Origin of the sequence: Marinomonas gallaica (assembly GCF_049821165.1) — a bacterium.
Classification (GTDB): domain Bacteria; phylum Pseudomonadota; class Gammaproteobacteria; order Pseudomonadales; family Marinomonadaceae; genus Marinomonas; species Marinomonas gallaica.
This window is the reverse complement of record NZ_CP187511.1, coordinates 1,937,292-1,955,674: the sequence shown is the minus strand read 5'-3', so window position 1 is coordinate 1,955,674 and position 18,383 is coordinate 1,937,292. Positions and strand designations below refer to the sequence as shown.

The window sequence follows — 18,383 nt, the reverse complement described above, 5'->3', positions numbered from 1 at the left end:
TACAATTAACCGTAGCGTTTCTCAAATGCCAGCATGAAGTCTACTAATGCTTCAACACCCGCTTTAGGCATCGCATTGTAGATACTTGCACGCATACCACCTACCGAACGATGTCCAGCAAGTGTTTTCAGCCCGGCTGCCTCTGACTCGGCTAGGAAAGTTTTTTCTAGGGATTCGTCTGCCAAAATAAATGGCACGTTCATTCGAGAACGGTAACGAACATCAATTGGGTTTGAATAAAAAGTGCTGTTATCAATAGTGCCGTATAGTAACGCAGCTTTCTCGATATTGATTTGCTCGATGGCAGACACTCCGCCCTGCCCCTCTAGCCACTCAAAGACTAGATCGGCCAAATAAATGGCAAAGGTAGGCGGTGTATTTATCATAGAGTCATTCTTCGCAAGATTCTCATATGACCAAACGGTCGGCAAAGAATCGTTGTCACTGCGCGCTAATAGGTCTTTACGAATAATGTTAATCACTACACCTGCAGGCCCAACATTTTTCTGGGCACCTGCGTAAATCATACCGTATTTAGAAACATCAACCTGTCGGGACAAAATAGTAGAAGACAGATCAGCAACAATAGGTAGGTCTGTTTCAGGCAATGCATCAAACTCTAATCCACCAATGGTTTCATTAGGCGTCAGGTGCAAATATGCAGCGGTTTCATCCAATACTAGGGACGAAAAGTCTGGAACGGTGGTGTAGTTCACATCTTTTGATGAACCCGACACAATGACATTGGTGTACTTACTCGCCTCTTTAAGCGCCTTAGTAGACCATGCACCAGTGTCTAAGTAGCATGCTGAATCAAATCCAGAGGTCAAATTTGCCGGAATTTGAGCAAAAGATGCAGAAGCACCGCCTTGCGTAAACACGATCTCATAATCATCTGGAATATTCATCAAACGAGCGAGTCGCGCTTTAGCCGAGGCTAAAATCGAAACAAACTCATCGCTACGGTGGCTCATTTCCATGACTGACACGCCTTTTCCATGCCAATCAAGGAGCTCTGCTTGCGCTTTTGCTAATACAGCTTCTGGAAGCGCGGCGGGACCAGAACAAAAGTTATAAACTCGGCTCATTCTGCCTTAAACCTCATTTAAGTATGTGTCACGACAACACAAAAGAAGGCGCACCGAGGTGCGCCATAGGATTTTTTACTCTTCTGAGCTTGGGGGGGTACTCGTCAGATCATCCGTTGTTTCGACTGCTTCTGCATCCGCTTCCACCTCTTCGATTTCAACAACCGCATCGTCATCTTCAACAACGCGTTCGACACCGACTAATTTTTCTTCATTAGACAGTCGAATCAAGGTAACACCCTGAGTGTTTCGACCTTGGCAAGAAATTTCAGAAACGCGCGTACGAACCAAGGTACCCATATCAGTAATCAAGATAACTTCATCCGACTCTTCAACTTGCGTCGCACCCACTACTGGGCCGTTACGCTCGGACACTTGAATACCAATAACACCTTGACCACCACGGCCGTAAACAGGGAAATCACTGATCATGGTACGTTTACCGTAACCATGCTCACATGCCATCAAGACCGCCGTTTCTGTTTCAGCACTCGGTACAATCAGCGATACTACTTTGGCCTCTTCGGGCAATTTAATACCGCGTACACCGGCTGCCGTACGGCCCATAGGGCGAACATCTGTTTCTTTAAAACGAATCGTTTTACCTGAGCTCGACACCAACATAATATCGTCTTCGCCGGACGTGCGCGCTACACCAACCAGTGCATCACTATCATCCAAGTTCAATGCGATCAAGCCGCTTGTACGAGGACGGGCAAAATGCTCCATTGCCGTCTTCTTAACAGTACCGTTGGCAGTTGCCATGAAAATATAGCTACTCGCCGTTTCATCTGACTCTTCAACGTCTGTATCTGCATCCGTTTTTTCAGGCGCCGTTAGCGGCAACAAGGCAGAGATATGTTCACCTTCTGCCAATGGCAATAGATTAACAATTGGACGACCTTTAGAAGCACGACTACCGACTGGAATCTCAAATACGCGCAGCCAATACACTTTACCGAAGTTACTAAATAGCATAACGGTGTCATGACTACTTGTTACCAACAGGTGACTGATATGGTCTTCGTCTTTCATACCTGATGAGGACTTGCCACGACCACCACGGCGCTGGGCTTTGTATTCTTCTAGCGGCTGTGTTTTCGCATAACCTGTATCCGAAATCGTCACCACCATTTGCGCTTCATCAATCAAGTCAGCAATGGTTAAATCTTGTTTCGACGTCAGGATTTCAGTACGACGCACATCACCAAACTGATCACGCGCATCTTCAAGCTCTTCGCGAATCACTTCCATTAGACGATCTGGATTACCCAAAATTTCTAACAGCTCAGCAATCAAGTCGATTAGAGACTTGTATTCGCCCAAAAGTTTTTCGTGCTCCAAACCTGTCAAACGGTGCAGGCGCAAATCAAGAATTGCTTGTGCTTGCTCTGGAGACAAATGATAAACATCACCATTAAAGCCGTAAGCAGGATCTAAGTCATCAGGACGACAAGCATCAGCACCCGCACGCTCAAGCATGGCATTTACATTGCCTGGTTCCCAGCTTTCAGAGATCAGTTTCTCTTTCGCTTCAGCTGAGGTAGGTGACTGACGGATCAGCTCAATAACTCGATCAATGTTCGCCAGTGCGACCGCTAAACCCTCTAGAACATGGCCACGCTCACGTGCTTTACGAAGCTCGTAAATCGTACGACGCGTCACAACCTCACGACGGTGTTTCACGAAGCATTCTAGAATTTGTTTTAGGTTCAACAATTCTGGACGACCATCAACCAAGGCCACCATATTGATACCAAAAACAGATTGCAGCTGAGTTTGAGTGAATAGATTATTAACTACTACATCTGGATTTTCACCTCGACGCAGTTCAATAACGATACGCATACCATCTTTATCAGACTCGTCACGTAATTCGCTAATGCCTTCAATTTTCTTTTCTTTTACCAACTCAGCAATTTTTTCAATGACTTTTGCTTTGTTTAGCTGGTAGGGAATTTCAGTAAAAACGATCGCCTGACGATTGGCCTTTTCCATTTCTTCAACATGGTGACGAGCACGCATGTAAATACGACCCCGGCCTGTTTTGTAGGCTTCTACAATACCAGCACGGCCGTTAATGAAAGCACCGGTAGGAAAGTCAGGACCAGGCACAAACTCCATCAGCTCATCGATGGTAATTTCAGGGTTATCAATGACGTTTAGGCAGCCATCAATGATTTCACCTAAGTTGTGAGGAGGAATGTTGGTGGCCATACCAACGGCAATACCTGCGGAGCCGTTTACCAACAACCCTGGGATACGCGTTGGCAGCACGCCAGGCATAAATTCAGTGCCATCATAGTTAGGCACGAAATCGACGGTTTCTTTTTCCAAGTCCATCAGCATATGGTGCGATATGCGCGCCATACGGATTTCGGTGTAACGCATGGCTGCGGCGCTGTCGCCATCTACAGAACCAAAGTTACCTTGGCCATCCACCAGCATGTAACGCATTGAGAATGGCTGCGCCATACGAACGATGGTCTCATAAACAGCTGAATCACCATGAGGGTGATATTTACCGATCACGTCACCGACGATACGAGCCGATTTTTTGTAGGGCTTATTCCAGTCATTCTTAAGTTCATTCATCGCATACAGCACGCGACGGTGAACAGGTTTCAAACCGTCTCGAACATCAGGCAATGCACGCCCTACGATGACACTCATCGCGTAATCTAGATACGAACCTTTCAGCTCATTTTCGATACTGACGGGAATAATTTCTTTGGCTAATTCACCCATAGATACTACCGTTCCTTATGTTTGGAGCAAGATAACAATACAACCGCTCCGGCCATCTTTTTGTAAGCGCGGCATTATACCACAAGCGAAACCTGAACACCCATTATCTATAGCGCATTTATTTTCATCAAAGCGGGGAACATAAACCCACTCACTTCTGTCATTAAAAGACCTTAAAACAGATGGCAATGATCAATATTCATAAAAAAGCCTCGTTCAAATCATCATCCAAGTTTGTCGCCAACCATAGAATCGCTATAATGCCATGATCCAAATAGCGGCGAGCGCTCGAATAATAGGAATTCACCTAATCGTTAATGCAGTAGCCACGATACAATAGGAACAAGAGATGACCTCAAATCAAACCAACTCCACCAATGTAGACCTAGATGAAGTCGCCAAATTTGAAGCGCTAGCAAGTCGCTGGTGGGATAAGACCAGTGAGTTCAAGCCTCTTCATGACATCAACCCACTGCGCGCCAACTACATCAATGAGCGCGCCGCATTAAATGGTAAAAAAGCCATTGATGTAGGCTGTGGTGGCGGCATCCTTTCAGAAGCCCTAGCCCAAATGGGAGCCACCGTTAAAGGCATTGACATGGGTGAAGCACCTCTTGCCGTCGCAACACTTCATCTCGAAGAAAGTGGCCTTGAAATCGATTACGAGCGCATTACCGCAGAAGAAATCGCTGAACGCGAAGCAGAGCAATACGATGTGGTTACCTGCCTTGAAATGCTAGAACACGTTCCAGACCCAGCATCCGTCATTCGCGCCTGCATGAAATTGTGTAAGCCTGGTGGTCACGTCTTTTTCTCAACCATCAATCGTAATCCAAAAGCCTATTTATTCGCCATTGTGGGGGCTGAGTACGTTCTCAAGATGTTACCAAAAGGTACGCATGACTACTCCAAATTCATTCAACCTTCAGAGCTTACTCAATTTGCCCGCCAAGCAGGACTTGATGTCACTCACATGACAGGAATGACCTATAATCCAATTACGAAAGTCTACAAACTGAATGATCGCGACGTGTCTGTTAACTACTTAATGCACACGCAAAAGCCGATAAAAAACTAGGAGGTCTAAGATGCTGGACTACCAAGCGCCGAACGATCTGTTAAAAGAAAAAGTAATTCTAGTAACCGGAGCCGGCGACGGCATCGGTAAACAAGCCGCCCTAACCTACGCGGCCCATGGCGCCACTGTTATCCTATTAGGACGCACTACCAAAAAGCTTGAAGAGGTTTACGATCAATTTGAGAGCCTAGGTTATCCACAGGGTGCCATCGTACCACTCAATCTCGATACAGCAGTCGAGCACGATTACATTGAATTAGCCAATACAATTGAAAGTGAGTTTGGTCGTCTCGATGGCATCCTTCATAATGCCAGCTTGCTAGGAGATCGCACGCCCCTCGCAAACTATGAACCAAGCACATTTGAACAGGTCATGCGGGTCAACGTTAACGCGGCTTTTTTGCTCAATCAAGCACTCATTCCGCTACTACAGAAAGCCCCAAGCGCCTCCATCATCTTTACAACCTCATCCGTAGGCCGCAAAGCAAAAGCCTACTGGGGGGCGTACGCGGTATCAAAATTTGCTACGGAAGCCATGATGCAGTTGCTGGCAGACGAACTTGAAAACATCTCTCAAATACGCGTCAACGCTATCAACCCTGGAGCCACTCGCACCAATATGAGAGCTTTCGCTTACCCAGCTGAAGACCCAAATACTCTCAAAACACCTGAAGACATTATGCCTCTATATCTTTACCTAATGGGCAACGACAGCGCAGATGTAAACGGTGAATCTCTAGACGCCCAACCAAAATAAATCCGCACACCTTGCACATCATCATAGGAACGGGCTAACCTGTTTCTATGATGAAATTTACAGCAAACATTCATACCCTTTTCGCCTCGATCGCAGCGACCTGCGTTCTTTTTCTAAGCCTCCCTGTAGTAGCTGAATCTATGCAAACAATTTCAGGTAAAAGCCCATCAGACCAACATACCTATGCCCACACAACACTCAATAACGGCCTTTCTGTTATCTTAGTATCTGACCCGCAAGCCGAGCGCCCCGCGGCGTCATTAGCGATTAAATCAGGAAGCTACAGTGACCCTGACAAACATTTAGGTTTGGCTCACTTACTAGAGCACATGCTATTTCTAGGCACTGAAAAGTACCCAGAAGCAGGCGCTTACCAAGAGTTTATTCGTGAACACGGAGGCTCACATAACGCCTACACCAGTGCGCAACTGACTAACTATTATTTTGATACTTTGCCTGAGACATATCCTGAAGCACTGGATCGTTTTGCTCAGTTTTTTATTGCCCCGACATTGGATCCAGCCTACATAGAACGAGAAATCAATGCGGTTGATTCAGAGTATCGCGCTAAATTAGACAATGAACAGCGCCGTAGCAATCAAGCAATGAAAACGTTATTCAACCCAGAACACCCTGGCAGTCGTTTTACCGTCGGGAATATTGACACGCTGGGCAATATTCCCGCCAGCCAATTACGCGACCTACTTGTCAATTTTTTTGAGCGCCATTACACACCTGACAACATGGTTCTGACATTAACCGCCAAGCAATCCACAGAAACTCTGGCCGCCTACGCTCGCACCTACTTCTCAGACATCCCAGCGCGCCAAAACCACACAACTCCTGAATTGCCGGATTTGGTCGGTGACGGTGGAAAACTACAGTTTTTTAAAACCAACACAGATAAAAGCACGGTCAAGTTTTCTTTTCAGATTCCAAGCCAAACCGAAAAATACGACACTCAGCCTGCGCGATACTTATCTTATGTACTCGGCGATGAGTCGCAAAACTCCCTTTTTGCACACTTAAAGCAACATCATTGGGTACAGTCTTTACATGCAGGCGTTAGCCAAGACGATGGTCAGCAGGCACTGTTTAGTATTTCTATGCGCTTAACCGATGAAGGAACAGTGCAACGGAGTAAGGTCGCTGAGTATTTATTTAAAACCATAGACAACTTAAAAAAAGCGCCCATTTCGAAGCAATATCTGTCTGAGACCAAGACTCTTAGCCTGCTTAATTTTCGATACCACGACTACATTACACCCATTAAACTGTCTCAAATTCTATCAAGTCGGGCACTGGATGTGGGCGTAGAACATCTATTGAACAGCTTTCATATTTCAGAAAGCGCTGACAAACAAGACATACAAGCCTTACTCAACTCATTAAGCTCAGACAATCTAATTATTCAATGGCAGCACCCCTCCATTTTCCCTAAGGAGTGGATGGACGGCGACATCAAGTGGCAGCACGAACCCCTTTACAACAGTGACTATGCCAACGGAAAGCCAGCCCTAAATCAAGAAAAAATCGCCTCCGATAGCGTATTACCAAACGACTTCGGTCTTCCGGCTGCTAATCCCTATATGCCGGACAATTTAGACCTGCTACAGGCAAAAACCCCCTCTCTGCCTGAAAACATTGAAAATGAAGCAGGTTTCGACTTCTGGTACAAAGCTAACACCCAATACCAAAAGCCAACGGGTATGATTTTTGGCTATTTTGGCTTTTTAGAAAACCCAAGCACACGCGATCGATTACTTCTTCAATTGTGGGCAAAATTATTTAACGATGCCGTAAGCGAAAGCACTTACCAGCCTTACATGGCAGGTTTAGGCTATCAACTTTACGCCCATGGCAATGGTTTAACACTGCGCACGAATGGCTATAACGACAAACAAGGGGACTACTTCTACTCTCTGGTAGAACAACTCATGGCCTTCAGAGCGTCAAGCAAACGGCTATCCATTGCGAAACAGGATGTTTTAAAGGGCTTAAGCAACCTTGAAAGCCAGCCACCGTATGCGCTAGCACGTCATAATTTTAGCCAAGTCGCCATCAAAGGAAACGCGCCATCCGACGTGCTAAAGGAACTTGTCACCGACATATCAACCGATGACATCAACCGATTCATTAGCCAGCACATACAGCACTTTCAATACATTGGTTATATGACAGGAAACTTTAGTAAAACGGATGCGCATGGCTTAGCAGGAAAAATCAGTCGTCAAGTTGACAGCTGCTTGTATAAGCATCCATACCGATATGTTGAGTTGAAGCAATTTGAAGCTCAGCAACGCTATATATACACCTTCAATACGCGTAGCGACGATAACGCCGTACTCTACAGTTTAATTGCGACCGACAATAATAATGCAACGTACGCCGAACGCGCCAACGTCCGCATCTTATCCCAACTTTTAGGGGCTAGGTTTTACAATGAGTTTCGTACCGAAAAACAATATGGCTACATCGTTGCGGTTACCAACCAAACCATTGAAAAGACTCCCGCAATCGGATTCTTAGTACAATCCCCCAATACCTCAACAGAAGTGCTGGTTACGGAGATAGAGCGCTTTATCGACGAAACAAACTGGACCGACGAGGACGTCTCGGATAAATCCTTTGAACAAGCACGCAAAGCCGTCTTAGCTGCCTACAAAAAACAGCCCACAAGCTTACGAGAAGACGCTTTAGAAGAGTGGCCACATATTGTTGAACCAGAACATAACTTCAAGGATCGTCAACAATGGATAACCGCATTAGAGCAACAAACCAAAGCTGCATTCCTTGAGTTCATTAATATGAAAGTTGAAAAAGATCAAGCCGCGCGCTTATTGATTACTAACAAATGGCACGCGGATAAAAATGAAGATTGGAAACCACTAAAGATCGAATAATGGTTGCAGGAATGCACTAACCACCAATGAGCTGCTCTAGCTTTTGCTCATTGGTGAGTTCTGCCTGATCGGTTGGCGCCTCCGCCGATTCCCCCGGCATCACACGATTACCAGGCATCACCTCACTGAACTCACCTTCTGCTGCCGAAGCTGTATCCTCACCATGCAACTCAGCCTGATCTTTTTCAAGCTTATCCTTCTGATCACCAAAGATTCCGATCTCAGGCATCATACTAAGACGTCTTTGTTGTATTTCTTCAGGTATATGCCCTGTAAACAACACAGTGAACGGAGACTCTTCGGTACGTCGATTTACCTCACGATAGATCTCTTGCTCGCGCTTGGCAATCGCAGACTCTTCTAGGTAGGACAGTTTACTCGGATTCGCTGAGACAACCATATTGGCAATAGCATTCAACTTAGGCTTTTCGGCAGGGATAATAGTGACATCCTCACGCGAGCTGATAACCACTTGATGCTGACCACTGTAAACTTGATTGCCATACAAAACCTCAATCGGCTCAATCTTAATCGTCTGGGCATTTAGTAGGGGCACAGTCGCCGCTAGCACACTTAAAAATACGGTTTTCTTAGGTAACATCAAAACTCTCCGAAGGCTCACTCCACTATAGAAGAATCTCTGCACAAAAAAAAGGAGACCAATGGTCTCCTTTTATAACGACTTGTAAACAAAAGTCTTAAAGTGTAATTACATCAAACTCTACTTGCGTATCGACGTCTGCTTCGTAATCCACACCTTCGATGCCAAAACCAAACAACTTCAAGAACTCATCCTTATAAAGCTGGTAATCTGTTTCAGCAAACAAATTAGCATCCGTCACTTGTGGCCAAAGGTCACGACATGCCTGCTGAACGTCTTCACGAAGCTCCCAGTCATCTAGACGTAGGCGATTGTTGTCGTCCACAAGCTCTGCAGGATTATTATCATTGTACAAACGTTCAGCGAACATGCGGTAAATTTGATCCATACAGCCTTCGTGCAAACCCTTCTCGCGCATCACTTTAAATACCATCGCAAGATACAGCGGCATGACAGGGATGGCTGAAGAGGCTTGAGTAACAACAGACTTGAGTACGGCAACATTAGCACCGCCCCCCTGCTTAGCCAGCTCTGTATCAATTGCTTTCGCAGCACGATCCAAGTCTTCTTTTGCTTTGCCCAGCGCACCGTGCCAGTAAATTGGCCAAGTAATATCAGAACCGATGTAAGAGTAGGCTACCGTGCGAGCACCTTCAGCTAAGACACCTGCATCGGATAACGCTGACATCCAAAGCTCCCAGTCCTCACCGCCCATTACGGTAACCGTTTGCGCGATCTCTTCTTCTGTCGCCGGTTCAATCTCAGCATCAATGATGACATCACGGTTAGTGTCAATCGCCGTCGACTTGTAGGTTTCACCAATAGGTTTAAGAACAGAGCGAATAACTTCCCCTGATTCAGGCATTTTACGCACAGGCGAGGCTAAAGAGTAAACAACTAAGTCAATTTCACCCAGGTCTTGCTTAATAAGCTCAATAGCTTTATCACGCGCTTCATTTGAGAACGCATCGCCATTGATGCTTTTCGCGTACAAGCCTGCTTCATGCGCCGCCTTATCAAACGCAGCAGCATTATACCAACCCGCTGTACCGGGCTTTTTCTCTGTGGCTGGCTTTTCGAAAAAGACACCAATCGTAGCCGCACCAGAGCCGAACGCTGCCGCAATACGAGAAGACAGGCCGTAACCGCTTGATGAACCGATTACCAACACTTTTTTAGGGCCATTTTTAATGTCGCCATTCGCTTTTACTTTAGCGATCTGGTCTTGTACGTTTTTCTCACAGCCTGTTGGGTGAGTCGTTGTACAAATAAATCCACGAATTTTCGGCTTAATAATCATAGTTAAGTCTCAACGTCATGTTTCCATAGCATGCCATCCAGTCTGTTTTAGACCGACAACACAAAGTTGGCGCACATGATACAATACCCAGCAATACTTGTCCCTTTTCTTTATTTTCAAGCTAACTCAATCATCCCTATGAAGATTTTAATTATTGGTTACGTTTGGCCCGAGCCAAACTCCTCCGCGGCCGGCAGCCGTATGATGCAACTCATCGACACATTCCGCGAGCAATCTTGGGACGTTGAATTCGCCTCGCCTGCACAAACGACCGAACACATGGTGGACTTAACCCAACATGGTGTTACATCCGCCAACATCCAACTCAATTGCGATAGCTTTAATAAATACATTACTGAGCTCGCACCGGATGTTGTTGTTTATGATCGTTTTATGATGGAAGAACAGTTCGGCTGGCGCGTAGCAGAATATTTGCCCTCAGCACTACGGATTCTAAACACAGAAGACTTACACTCTCTGCGCGATGCACGCCATACTGCGGTTAAACAAAACCGTGAATTCACCATGACGGACATGCATTCTGACGTGGGCGTTCGAGAAATTGCCGCTATTTATCGTAGCGACCTCACACTGATGATATCGGAGTACGAAACAGAGCTATTAAAAACAGCATTCAATGTGCCTGAAACACATGTGATGCACTTACCTTTTATGCTCGATACAGCGACATTAAGCGCCAAGCCATTCGCTGATCGAGAACACTTTGCCTTCATCGGTAACTTTCGTCATGCGCCGAATTGGGATGCGGTGTTACAACTTAAGCAAGTGTATTGGCCAAAAATTCGCAAACAGCTCCCTAAAGCTAAACTCATGATCTATGGTGCTTATCCACCACCCAAAGCCACGCAACTGCATAATGAAAAAGACGGTTTCTTAGTAAAAGGCTGGGCTGAAGACGCTCAAAAAGTCATCGCAAACGCCAAGATTTTACTTAGCCCTATTCGCTTCGGAGCGGGCATTAAAGGCAAGTTAGTGGAGGCGATGCAAGTCGGTACACCAAGTATTACAACCTCTGTCGGCGCCGAAGCCATACATGGTGCATTACCGTGGAATGGTGTAGTAACGGATAATATCGAGGATTTTGTCAACGCCAGCGTCAGCCTCTACCAAGACGAGCTGAGCTATGGGCTGATGCAAGAAAACGGTCATGCCATCATTCAGCAGCGCTATGAAAAGAAAGCTTGGCAGGAAAAGTTGATCACTCGAATAAACATTCAAGTGCAATTAAAAGAGCGTTTACGGGACAGCTTTTTCTTAGGTAAATTGGTACGCCATCACTCCATGAAAAGCACTCAATACATGTCTCAATGGATTACGCTGAAAAACGCCAAGTCTGACGTTTAAAGCACAAATTGACTGGCACATTCTCGCTGGCGGACTTGTTCCATCACCGCCAGCTGCTCTTCGCGGGACATACGCCCCCATTGGCTGATTTCTACGCCGGTTCGATAACAACCAATACATACGTCATCATCGTTTAATGAACAAACACTGGTACAGGGTGATCGCACTGGCTCTTGCTTGATCGGCGAAGGAGATTGTACTGTATCGTTATGATTCATTATCTTGCTCTTTAGCCTGGGAGGTATTTTGTGCGTCTTTTATGGCTTTTTGCTCTGCATTCCATTCACGCAACGCCTCATAGTAAGTATCCCATACGCAAGGCGAGCATTCGCTTTCACAGCACTCCCAATCTTCTGGCGGAGTTGGACGTTCGTTCATACTACCCTCATAGAAAAAACCCTTCAGCAAAGACCTTGGCAAACCTTACCCGTGTCGCTACCGAAGGATTATTTAATTAGAATTCAGCGTTGTGATACACACGCTGAACGTCATCTAGATCGTTTAATAAATCTAGGAAACGCTCAAACTGCTCTACCTCTTCACCTGAAATTTCAGTTGTCATCTGCGGAATAAACTGAATTTCATCAACATCAAAGTCCACATTACCAAAACTTTCAATGATGGCGTGACGCGCTTTACCGTATTCAGTATTCGGCGTAAATACTGTTACTTTGCCTTCATCGTATTCGATATCGGTGACATCAACGTCAGCTTCTAACAAGGCTTCCATCACAGCATCTTCATCTTCTGCAGAAAAAACAAAGATCGCGTTGTGATCAAACATATGCGACACACTGCCTTGTGTACCAATCTTGCTTTTCACTTTGTTAAAGCAAGTGCGCACATCACCAAACGTACGGTTCGGATTATCAGATAGACAGTCTACAATCACCATTGTATTGCCCGGTCCAAAACCTTCGTAGCGAGCCGTATCAAAGTCTTCGCCACCACCACCCTTGGCTTTGTCGATCGCTTTATCGATAACGTGCGTGGGTACTTGGTCTTTTTTGGCACGGTCAATCAAGCTACGTAGCGCAAGGTTACCATCTGGGTCAATGCCACCAGATTTTGCACACACATAAATTTCACGTCCGTATTTACTGTAAACCTTGGCTTTTTGATCCGAGGTTTTCGCCATGGACTCTTTTCGGTTCTGAAAGGCTCTGCCCATTAGATATTCCTACTCTGTTCAATCATTTAGAAAACAAAATTCTAACGCTAAGTGCCGCCCTATGAAACTCCCTAATCCACATTTAGCGAATTATTAGTCGTGGAAGAAAGGCTAAACAGTCCACAAAAACGTACAATGACTCACAAAATCCTCCTACATGACTATCTACGAAGAACATTTTTCGTGCTAAAATCTTTTTTATTAAACGTCCATTTAATAAAAATCACTTATAAACTGCGTAAACAATGAATCTGGAGATGCGCAATGCCTAATACCCTACGCCGCTGGCTGCCTTGGCTTACACTTGTTAATGGATCAACCGTTAAGGCAGACTTTATTGCAGGGTTAACATGCGCATCTATGTCTATTCCTCAGGGCATAGCATTTGCAGCCATTGCCGGCCTGCCTGCCGAGTATGGTTTTTACAGCGCTATTGTTGCACCGATCATTGCCGTTTTATTTGGCTCATCTTGGCACATGGTTTGTGGCCCTGCCACGGCTATTTCTGCGTTGCTGTTTTCCTCTCTTTCAGGTCTTTACGTTCCCGGCTCAGCAGAGTTTATCCAAGCAGCATTGGCTATTACATTCTTAGCAGGATTAATACAGCTTGCACTTGGCTTGGCCAAGCTTGGCAACTTAACTAATTTCGTGTCGCACGCAGTTATGGTGGGATTTATTACCGGTGCAGCGTTTTTGATCATGCTAAGCCAAGTCCAGCATGCTCTAACAGCAGACTTACCCAGACCGGAAAATTTATCGAGCTTTTTAAATGCACTGCTTCACATTGGCCCTGAAACAAATATGTACTCGGTCTCTATTTGCCTCGTTACAATACTTGCAGCAATCATCATTCGAAAAATATCGACTAAGCTACCCCACTATTTACTGGCATTGATCGCCGGCAGTGTATTTGGCTATTTTTTGAATGCTGGAGCAAATAATGTACCGCTTGTGGGTGAACTTAACGAAGCGATCCCGCCTTTTGCTTTGATCGACTTATCTTCTAATACATTACGAGAACTACTCCCAGGCGCCGTCGTCCTTGCTCTCATTGGTCTACTTGAAGCGGCTTCTATTGCCAAAGCCATTGCCCTGAAAACACACCAAGAAATCGACACCAACCGAGAATTTATCGGTCAAGGTATGTCTAATACCGTTGGAAGCTTGTTTTCAAATTACATGAGTTCAGGGTCATTTACCCGAAGCGGAATCAATGTGGAAGCGGGTGCGCAGACGCCCCTAGCGATCATTTTCTCAAGCGTATTTTTATTACTTATTCTCAGCTTAATTGCGCCATTGTTTTCACACCTTCCGATCCCCGCCATGGCTGGCATCATCATGCTAGTAGGCTGGCGTCTTATTGAATTCAAAGAGTTACTGCACTACGCAAAAACCAGTCGTGCTGAGTTAAGTATCGCCATGGTGACGCTGTTGAGCACCATTGGTATCAGCCTTGAGTTTGGTATCTTAGTCGGTGTCGGATTAAGCCTAGCACTCTTCTTGAACCAAACAGCCAAACCCAATGTGCGTATCTTAGCGCCAATGGATACCCATGAAGGGCGTTACTTTCATAACATCATGCACTTTGATTTAGACACCTGCCCGCAAATCCACTTTATAAGGTTGGATGGGCCACTGTACTTTGGCTCTGTGGACTATATGTCTAAACAGTTTCAATTGATTGAACACGACTACCCCCACAAAGATCATTGGGTCATCTTATGTCGTGGATTGTCTGCCATCGATATGCAGGGGGCTCATTTTTTAAAGCAGTTGGTAGATAGACGTCGTGAAGAGAATACGCAAATTCATTTAGTAGTTCGATATTTGTGGCAACTTGATTTACTTGAGCGCTTCGGTGTACTGGATAAAGTAGGGGCGGATCATACCTACCCAGCGAAAGGTGTCGCTGTCGAGAAAATTGAACGCGACATGAACCTCAAACAATGCGCTGCTTGTGAGAAAAATGTGTTCCGTGAGTGCCAGCAACGCAAACGAAAAGGGGAAACATTAATTGCCAAAACACCTATCAAGTAATGAAAGTTAATAGTTGCTCCTCATTATTTGCTCACCTAGGTAATAGTCAATGTGTGGTTATCATTATAATATAGCTGCACAATGGGTCAGATCTCTTAACAAAACGACAACGATACGAGCTTATGATTGGCACAAAAGGTTTTCAAATTCGCCACAAATTATTCTTAGTGTTTGTACTAAGTAACGTCTTGTTGATCGTCTCCATGTGGCAAGTCTTTCAATGGAGCTTCGATCGTGGCTTTGTGACGTATGCCACAGAGCGTGACCGCGACTTTTTACAGCAAATGGCGAACCGTACTGCTAATTTGTTTATTTATTACGATGACTGGTATTTTCTTGTTCAAGAGAGTCGCTTAGAGAAAGAGTGGCAGCAAGCCAAGCTGGAAAACATTCGTGATCTTATTCCACCTCCTAGTACGCCTAACTTAGACCTAATTTATCCTTCTCAGTACTATCGCCAGCGTTTTTTGTTGTTCGATCAGGAAAAACAGCCTCTGATTGGCGATGTAACATTCGCTGATGCAGAAACCCACGCTGTTATGGTCGACAATTCACTGGTTGGCTATGTCGGGCTGCGTTCTATGCGCGCATTAGTTCAAGATCAGACACTGCGGTTTGTTAGACAACAAGGCGAAGCTTTTTTATTGATCTCAGCGTTCATGCTAACGATTGCAGCCTTACTAACTTGGCCATTAGCGCAATGGCTTAGTCGACCCATTTGTACCGTGCGACAAGCAACAAAGCGCTTGGCGGCTGGAGATTTTGATACACGTATTAAAATAAAAGGCACAGACGAACTCGCCGACTTAGGCCGTGATTTTAACCATCTAGCTTCTACGCTTGAGCACATGCGTGATGCGCGTAAGAAGTGGGTCGCTGATACTGCTCATGAGTTACGTACTCCGGTCGCAATTTTGCGGGGAGAAATTGAGGCCATGCAAGACGGCATCATTAAAGTCTCTGATAACTCTCTAGCCTCGTTGCAACAAGAAGCGGTTCACATTGCGCGCTTAATTGATGACTTAAACCAATTATCTATGCATGATATGGGTAGCTTGAATTACTGTATGGAAGAAGCGGACTTAAATGATATTTTAGAGCAAACCGTTCACTCCATGCAGTTACCGTTCGATGAGGCGGGCTTAGAATTAGAACTTGTGATTGTGAAAAAGAACCCAATTATAATCACAGGCGATGACGACCGTTTACATCAACTGTTCGCTAACCTCATGAACAACACACTTAAGTACACCAACGCTCCTGGTAAATTAACAGTCACTTTGACTCGTGAGAACAAGAAAGCTGTGGTATTACTTGAGGACACTCCTCCAGGTGTCTGTGATGAGGATATAACACAAATATTCGAACAATTTTTCCGTGTGGAAAATTCACGCAACCGAGCAACTGGCGGGCGTGGCCTTGGCCTTGCCATCTGTACGAATATTGTCGATGGACACCAAGGCACTATTTCCGCTTACCACTCTCCTTTTGGTGGGTTGGGAATACGCGTAGAATTCCCTTTAAATTGATATGGAATCGATAACTATGAGTAAAGTACTGATTGTAGAAGATGAACCGAAACTAGCTGAGTTAATGGCTGCCTACCTTGAGCAAGCAGGTTACGAGCACCACCATATCGATCGTGGTGACCAAGTCGTAGATTACCTAAAAAACAATCAGGCTGACCTTATGCTTCTTGACCTTATGCTTCCAGGCCTTGATGGCGTTGAAGTATGTAAGCAAGTACGCCAATTTAGTGGCATGCCAATTATTATGGTCACAGCGAAAGCAGAAGAGATTGACCGTCTAATTGGTCTTGAAATGGGCGCTGATGATTACGTATGTAAACCATTCAGCCCTCGTGAAATTGTAGCGCGTGTAAAAGCAAATCTACGTCGCGTTGAGCTTGATCAGACAGAAGCACCAAAAACTGATGGCTTCGACTTGGACGCTGACCGTTTACGTGCAACGTACAAAGGCGAGCTAATCGACCTAACGACAGTGGAATTCCAATTGCTTCAATTATTGATCAAAGAGCCAGGCCGTGTTTTTGGTCGCGATATGATCATGAAAAGCATCTACACAGATAGCCGAGTAGTCAGTGACCGTACAATCGACAGTCACATTAAAAAACTGCGTAAGAAAATCGCTGCTGTAGCGCCAGAACTTAACGTAATTCACTCTGTATACGGTGCAGGTTACCGCTTTGAAAACAACGACTGATCAGTCGTTGTTTTTCCTACCTTGTTAATTGTTTTATAACGGCTGACACGTTCAGCTGTTACTTGATTTGAAAATTAGGCAGCTCACATGGACGATTTTCTTGGTGTAGTGGAATTTTCTCTTTCTATTACCGCACCCATTTTTTTAGTTCTTGTCATGGGTGTTGTGCTCGAGAAAATAGGCATGATTAACGATAACTTCGTTGAGGTATCGTCGAAAGTCATTTTTAACGTTGCTATGCCTGCCTTAATTTTCATCAACATTACCCAACAAACAACAGATCCAAGCAGCCACCTGTCTTTAATGGTGTATGCAATCATTGCCACCTTCATCACTTATCTAGCCTTAGAAGCACTTGCGGTAAAACTCGTCAAACAGAAAAGTGATCGAGGTATTGTTATTCAAGGGGCATTTCGCTCAAACATGGCAATTATTGGGCTAGCCTATTGCTTAAATGCTTATGGTGACAGTGCCTTAGCCGCAGCTACCGTCTACATAGGTGGCGTAATGGTGCTTTATAATGTTTTAGCCGTCATCACGATTAATCGCTCAATGAATGCCAATAAAAGCATTGCTGCTTCCTTAAAAGCGATCGCAAAAAACCCCCTCATCATTGCCATCGTGGTCGCCCTAATAGCCAATCAAATCAATTTGCAGTTGCCTGAAATTGTTACTCAAGCAGGAAATTATTTCGCCCAGTTAACGCTTCCTTTAGCTTTGTTGTGTGCTGGCGCATCATTACGTTTTAAAGAGCTAAAGAAAGATATAACCCCTGCGCTGATTGCAACAGTTGGCAAGCTGATTGTCATCCCTCTAATTTTAACCATGGGCGGTTTTTTTCTTGGATTTAGAGATATCGATCTAGGCATTTTATTCTTACTATCTTCAGCACCTTCTGCCTCGGCTGGATACATTATGGCTCGAGCCATGAATGGCAATGCCGTTTTGGCTGCAAATATCATCGTATTAACCACCGTATTTTCCTTTCTAACCACAAGTGTGGGTGTCACCTTATTGCGTGCATTCAATCTCATTTAAAAATAATTTCAAATTTTGAATGAGAAGCACTTGCATTTGTTTGCAGCAACCTTTTAAATAGTAATCATTCTCAG

At 45.0% G+C, this 18,383-nt stretch carries 15 protein-coding genes; 8 read left to right on the top strand and 7 right to left on the bottom strand.

The window, feature by feature from the left end; translation table 11 throughout:
- Nucleotides 1-5 precede the first annotated feature (5 nt).
- Complete coding sequence (serC, locus tag ACPUEK_RS09155) at nucleotides 6-1,088, bottom strand: 3-phosphoserine/phosphohydroxythreonine transaminase (protein WP_067214588.1); 1,083 nt, start codon at nucleotides 1,086-1,088, stop codon at nucleotides 6-8.
- Between the two features lie 75 nt (nucleotides 1,089-1,163).
- Nucleotides 1,164-3,836, bottom strand: coding sequence for a DNA gyrase subunit A (gene gyrA, locus ACPUEK_RS09150; protein WP_067036160.1), 2,673 nt, complete (start codon nucleotides 3,834-3,836; stop codon nucleotides 1,164-1,166).
- A gap of 349 nt (nucleotides 3,837-4,185) precedes the next feature.
- Here gyrA and ubiG point away from each other — a divergent pair, with 349 nt between their 5' ends.
- From ubiG to ACPUEK_RS09135, 3 genes are all read left to right on the top strand, one after another.
- Nucleotides 4,186-4,914 carry a bifunctional 2-polyprenyl-6-hydroxyphenol methylase/3-demethylubiquinol 3-O-methyltransferase UbiG gene (ubiG, locus tag ACPUEK_RS09145; RefSeq protein WP_425642991.1) on the top strand — a complete coding sequence of 243 codons (729 nt, stop codon included), beginning with the start codon at nucleotides 4,186-4,188 and terminating at the stop codon, nucleotides 4,912-4,914.
- A gap of 10 nt (nucleotides 4,915-4,924) precedes the next feature.
- Nucleotides 4,925-5,671 (top strand): YciK family oxidoreductase, encoded by a 747-nt coding sequence (locus tag ACPUEK_RS09140; RefSeq protein WP_425642990.1) that lies wholly within the window; start codon nucleotides 4,925-4,927, stop codon nucleotides 5,669-5,671.
- A gap of 140 nt (nucleotides 5,672-5,811) precedes the next feature.
- Nucleotides 5,812-8,574 carry an insulinase family protein gene (locus ACPUEK_RS09135; protein WP_425642989.1) on the top strand — a complete coding sequence of 921 codons (2,763 nt, stop codon included), beginning with the start codon at nucleotides 5,812-5,814 and terminating at the stop codon, nucleotides 8,572-8,574.
- A gap of 16 nt (nucleotides 8,575-8,590) precedes the next feature.
- Here the strand turns inward: ACPUEK_RS09135 and ACPUEK_RS09130 are convergent, their stop codons facing one another.
- Both ACPUEK_RS09130 and fabV read right to left on the bottom strand, forming a co-directional pair.
- Nucleotides 8,591-9,175, bottom strand: coding sequence for a hypothetical protein (locus ACPUEK_RS09130; RefSeq protein WP_425642988.1), 585 nt, complete (start codon nucleotides 9,173-9,175; stop codon nucleotides 8,591-8,593).
- Between the two features lie 97 nt (nucleotides 9,176-9,272).
- A complete protein-coding gene (fabV, locus tag ACPUEK_RS09125; RefSeq protein WP_067036134.1) occupies nucleotides 9,273-10,475 on the bottom strand; it encodes an enoyl-ACP reductase FabV in 1,203 nt (400 codons plus the stop codon).
- A 138-nt stretch (nucleotides 10,476-10,613) separates the two neighbouring features.
- Between fabV and ACPUEK_RS09120 the strand changes: the two genes are divergently transcribed.
- Nucleotides 10,614-11,840 carry a glycosyltransferase family 4 protein gene (locus ACPUEK_RS09120; protein ID WP_425642987.1) on the top strand — a complete coding sequence of 409 codons (1,227 nt, stop codon included), beginning with the start codon at nucleotides 10,614-10,616 and terminating at the stop codon, nucleotides 11,838-11,840.
- Here the strand turns inward: ACPUEK_RS09120 and ACPUEK_RS09115 are convergent.
- From ACPUEK_RS09115 to ACPUEK_RS09105, 3 genes are all read right to left on the bottom strand, one after another.
- Nucleotides 11,837-12,058 carry a DUF1289 domain-containing protein gene (locus ACPUEK_RS09115; RefSeq protein WP_425642986.1) on the bottom strand — a complete coding sequence of 74 codons (222 nt, stop codon included), beginning with the start codon at nucleotides 12,056-12,058 and terminating at the stop codon, nucleotides 11,837-11,839. The genes ACPUEK_RS09120 and ACPUEK_RS09115 overlap by 4 nt on opposite strands.
- The gene (locus tag ACPUEK_RS09110; protein ID WP_082866041.1) at nucleotides 12,048-12,218 is read right to left on the bottom strand and encodes an oxidoreductase-like domain-containing protein; all 171 of its coding nucleotides are present in this window, start codon (nucleotides 12,216-12,218) and stop codon (nucleotides 12,048-12,050) included. The genes ACPUEK_RS09115 and ACPUEK_RS09110 overlap by 11 nt, the downstream gene beginning before the upstream one ends.
- Before the next feature lie 76 nt (nucleotides 12,219-12,294).
- Nucleotides 12,295-13,011, bottom strand: coding sequence for a YebC/PmpR family DNA-binding transcriptional regulator (locus ACPUEK_RS09105; protein ID WP_067036127.1), 717 nt, complete (start codon nucleotides 13,009-13,011; stop codon nucleotides 12,295-12,297).
- A gap of 264 nt (nucleotides 13,012-13,275) precedes the next feature.
- Here ACPUEK_RS09105 and ACPUEK_RS09100 point away from each other — a divergent pair, with 264 nt between their 5' ends.
- From ACPUEK_RS09100 to ACPUEK_RS09085, 4 genes are all read left to right on the top strand, one after another.
- On the top strand, nucleotides 13,276-15,048 hold the full coding sequence (locus tag ACPUEK_RS09100; protein WP_425642985.1) for a SulP family inorganic anion transporter: 1,773 nt from the start codon (nucleotides 13,276-13,278) through the stop codon (nucleotides 15,046-15,048).
- Nucleotides 15,049-15,170: 122 nt separating this feature from the next.
- Nucleotides 15,171-16,577, top strand: a complete 1,407-nt coding sequence (locus ACPUEK_RS09095) for an ATP-binding protein (RefSeq protein ID WP_067214604.1) — start codon at nucleotides 15,171-15,173, stop codon at nucleotides 16,575-16,577.
- A gap of 16 nt (nucleotides 16,578-16,593) precedes the next feature.
- Nucleotides 16,594-17,271, top strand: coding sequence for a response regulator (locus ACPUEK_RS09090; protein ID WP_067036118.1), 678 nt, complete (start codon nucleotides 16,594-16,596; stop codon nucleotides 17,269-17,271).
- An 87-nt stretch (nucleotides 17,272-17,358) separates the two neighbouring features.
- Nucleotides 17,359-18,309: an AEC family transporter gene (locus ACPUEK_RS09085; protein ID WP_425642984.1), complete on the top strand. Its 951-nt coding sequence runs from the start codon at nucleotides 17,359-17,361 to the stop codon at nucleotides 18,307-18,309.
- Nucleotides 18,310-18,383: the final 74 nt, after the last annotated feature.

Excerpts from the sequence above, each read along its gene's own strand:
- ACPUEK_RS09140 (WP_425642990.1), top strand. The coding sequence starts at position 4,925 with ATGCTGGACTACCAAGCGCCGAACGATCTGTTAAAAGAAAAAGTAATT.
- serC (WP_067214588.1), bottom strand. The coding sequence starts at position 1,088 with ATGAGCCGAGTTTATAACTTTTGTTCTGGTCCCGCCGCGCTTCCAGAA.
- ACPUEK_RS09085 (WP_425642984.1), top strand. The coding sequence starts at position 17,359 with ATGGACGATTTTCTTGGTGTAGTGGAATTTTCTCTTTCTATTACCGCA.
- fabV (WP_067036134.1), bottom strand. The coding sequence starts at position 10,475 with ATGATTATTAAGCCGAAAATTCGTGGATTTATTTGTACAACGACTCAC.
- ubiG (WP_425642991.1), top strand. The coding sequence starts at position 4,186 with ATGACCTCAAATCAAACCAACTCCACCAATGTAGACCTAGATGAAGTC.
- ACPUEK_RS09090 (WP_067036118.1), top strand. The coding sequence starts at position 16,594 with ATGAGTAAAGTACTGATTGTAGAAGATGAACCGAAACTAGCTGAGTTA.
- ACPUEK_RS09130 (WP_425642988.1), bottom strand. The coding sequence starts at position 9,175 with ATGTTACCTAAGAAAACCGTATTTTTAAGTGTGCTAGCGGCGACTGTG.
- ACPUEK_RS09135 (WP_425642989.1), top strand. The coding sequence starts at position 5,812 with ATGCAAACAATTTCAGGTAAAAGCCCATCAGACCAACATACCTATGCC.
- ACPUEK_RS09095 (WP_067214604.1), top strand. The coding sequence starts at position 15,171 with ATGATTGGCACAAAAGGTTTTCAAATTCGCCACAAATTATTCTTAGTG.
- ACPUEK_RS09100 (WP_425642985.1), top strand. The coding sequence starts at position 13,276 with ATGCCTAATACCCTACGCCGCTGGCTGCCTTGGCTTACACTTGTTAAT.
- ACPUEK_RS09115 (WP_425642986.1), bottom strand. The coding sequence starts at position 12,058 with ATGAATCATAACGATACAGTACAATCTCCTTCGCCGATCAAGCAAGAG.
- ACPUEK_RS09120 (WP_425642987.1), top strand. The coding sequence starts at position 10,614 with ATGAAGATTTTAATTATTGGTTACGTTTGGCCCGAGCCAAACTCCTCC.
- ACPUEK_RS09105 (WP_067036127.1), bottom strand. The coding sequence starts at position 13,011 with ATGGGCAGAGCCTTTCAGAACCGAAAAGAGTCCATGGCGAAAACCTCG.
- ACPUEK_RS09110 (WP_082866041.1), bottom strand. The coding sequence starts at position 12,218 with ATGAACGAACGTCCAACTCCGCCAGAAGATTGGGAGTGCTGTGAAAGC.
- gyrA (WP_067036160.1), bottom strand. The coding sequence starts at position 3,836 with ATGGGTGAATTAGCCAAAGAAATTATTCCCGTCAGTATCGAAAATGAG.